The 2,862-nt window shown below is 73.9% G+C and carries 2 pseudogenes; one reads left to right on the forward strand and one right to left on the reverse strand.

The features are described from left to right. Positions 1 to 58: 58 nt before the first annotated feature. Positions 59 to 1,456, reverse strand: a pseudogene (locus tag ABZ281_RS44680) (methylmalonyl-CoA mutase subunit beta); the annotation flags it as partial. 454 nt (positions 1,457 to 1,910) lie between these two features. Here ABZ281_RS44680 and ABZ281_RS44685 point away from each other — a divergent pair. Beyond that, positions 1,911 to 2,862 (forward strand): annotated as a pseudogene (locus tag ABZ281_RS44685) (hypothetical protein); the annotation flags it as partial.

A 2,862-nucleotide genomic window follows, 5' to 3' on the forward strand; every position in this document is an offset into this window, starting at 1 on the left:
CACGACTCGCAGGAGATCGCAGACCAGGCTCACAGCCTCAGAGGCGCCGCCGGGAACATAGCCCGCCGGACCGCGGCTCGGACGCGCTCTCGCGCACCACCGGCTTCTCGGCGAGGAACGGGAACTCGCTGACGCCGGTGATGGGTTCGCGCCGCTTGGCGAGCCGGGCGCTCCGGGCCTGCCAGGTGTCGGCCAGGTCCTGGCCGAGGCGTCCCGAGCGCAGGGCGGCGGCCTGCCCGCCGGCACGCTCGATCCCCTGGAAGAACTCCCAGCCCGCACGGGCCAGTTCGTCCGTCAGCCGCTCCACGTACCAGGAGCCGCCCGCCGGGTCGATCACCCGGGCCAGGTGCGACTCCTCGATGAGGATCGTGGAGGTGTTGCGGGCGATGCGGCGCGCGAACGCGTCCGGCAGGCCGAGGGCGTGGTCGAAGGGCAGCACGGTGACCGCGTCGGCCCCTCCCGCCCCCGCGGCCAGCGTGGCGATCGTCGAGCGCAGCATGTTCACCCACGGGTCGCGGCGCGTCATCATCACCGGCGACGTCACGACGTGCTGGAGCTGCGCCCCCGCGCGGGGCGCCCCGCAGACCTCGGTCACCCGGGCCCACAGCCGGCGCGCGGCCCGCAGTTTGGCGATCGTCAGGAACTGGTCGGCGGTCGCCGCGTACCGGAACTCCAGCTGCGCACAGGCCTGTTCGACGTCCAGCCCGGCCCCGGCCAGCTCCCGCAGGTACGCCACCCCGGTGGCCAGCGAGCAGCCCAGCTCCTGGGCGGCCGAACCACCGGCCTCGTGGTAGGGCAGCGCGTCCACGGCCAGCGCCCGCAGCCCCGGGTACTCCCCGGCGCACAGCCGCGCGAGCTCCGCCGCAGGCCCGGTGTCGCACCGCTGACCGGTACGGGCCTCGTGCCCGAGCGGATCCGCGCCCAGATTGCCGCGCGCCGCGTCCCGGGCGACACCCCGCTCCTCGTACACCCGCAGCAACTCCCGCGCGGCGGGCTCGGCGTCGCGCCCCGCGTCGAGGACGACGGGCGCCAGGTCGAGATACACGCCGTCGAGGACCCGGCCGAGGTCCGGCACTGCGATGCCCCCCTCCCCGACCGTCAGCCAGAGGGAGGTGACACCGTTCTCCAGGTCCCCGAGCACCGCGTCACGGTCGGCCGCCGTGTGCCGTTGCCGTACGTCCCAGCCGCCGACCGTGTTCCCCTCGGCGCGGCCGCCGCGCACAAAGGGAGCAAAACCGGGCAGGCCCGGCTCGGGCGCGGAGTCGTGTGCGGTGTAGAGAGGGCGGGTGCGCAACCCGTCCTCCAGCGCGGTGGACAGGGCTTCCTCGGCCTCGGCCCCCTCGACGTCCTTGCCCGCTTTGCGCAGCACACCCGCCACAAGGCGCTGCCACTGCTCATAGGGCACGTCAGGGAACTCGCCGGCCAGCTCAAGCCCGTCGTCAGGCAGGACCGTCATGCTCGGATGCTAGGTCACGGACACGAACGAGTAGCAGAGGGGGCGGCTGTGACCTTGCCCTCGCCGGGAATGTGGCCCCGATCTCCATCCGTCACTCTTGAATCGGAGCCGGTCGGCCACTACCACAGCGTGGTTGCGGCCGACCGCCCGCAGTCCTGAGACGGCTTTCGAACGAACCAGCGCATTTCCCTGCCATTCCGGGGTGCCGATCAGATGGAAAGTGAACGGGTGCCCGGTGTCAACCCCCGGGCGTCCCCCGACCGCGTACTGTGCGTGCCTGATCGGCACCCTTGGGCCCGATGATCCGCATGAGCAACAAGAGAGGCGTCGATCCCCTGCCCGACAGGCGACTATCCCGATACGCTGAATTGGGTGCGCCTTGTCGAGCGGGCAGCTACGGGGGGTGAGAAGGCGTTGCTTGTCAGCCGATCTTTGACTGCGGTGGTACGAGCGGGTGGTCCTCAGCACCGGGGACACGCACCGCACGCGGCTGTCGGACCCGCTCGGCGGCAGGCTCCTGCGCACCCTCGGCGGCCTGTCGGGGCCGGCCCGGACGGTCGCGCCGGCACGGCTCGCCGACGGCCGCCGGGTTCTCGTCTCCGGAGGTGAGGACGGCCGGTTGTACGTCCACGACCCGCGCACCGGCGGCCGGGTCCGCCGGCAGGCGGCCGGCGTCGGGCCGATCCGGATGCTCGTCACGGTCTCCCTCCCCGAGGGCGGCACCCGTGCGGTGGCCGCCGGGCACGGCCACCAGGCGGTCCTGTGGAACCCCGACGACGGAACGCTGACGCGGCTGGACAGCTCGATGGTGCGGCTCTCCGGGCTGGCCGCCACGCTCCTGCCGGACGGCACCCCGGTCGCCGTCGCCGTGGGGGAGGACCGGGACGCCCGCGTCTGGGACGTGCGGACGGGACAGTGGCTCCGCACCCTCGGCCCGCACGCCGACTTCGTCCGGGCGGTGGCCACGGCGACGCTGGACGACGGCACCGTCGTGGCGGTCACCGGCTGCTACGACGGCCGGGTGCAGGTGTGGAACGCGGCCGACGGGCGCAGGCTGCACTCGCTGACGGGGCACGAGGACCGGGTGACCTGTGTGGCCGCGGGTACGGCCGGAGCCCGGCGCGTCGCCGTGAGCGGCGACCGTGCGGGGCGCGTCCTGGTGTGGGACCTCGCCGAGGGCCGACGGCTGCACGAGCTGGTCTCCGCGGGCCACGGGGTGATCACCTGCCTCGCGCTGGGCGGCGACGACGAGCGCGGGTGGGTCGTCACGGGCTGCGCGGACGGCCGCGTCGCCGTGTGGGAACTCGGCACCGGCCGGCCCACCCACGTCTTCGCCGCGCACCCCGGCGGCGTGCACAGCGTCGACGTCGCGCTGATCGACGACCGTCTCGTGGCGGTGAGCGGCG

Origin of the sequence: Streptomyces sp. NPDC006265 (assembly GCF_040613555.1) — a bacterium.
Lineage (GTDB): Bacteria > Actinomycetota > Actinomycetes > Streptomycetales > Streptomycetaceae > Streptomyces.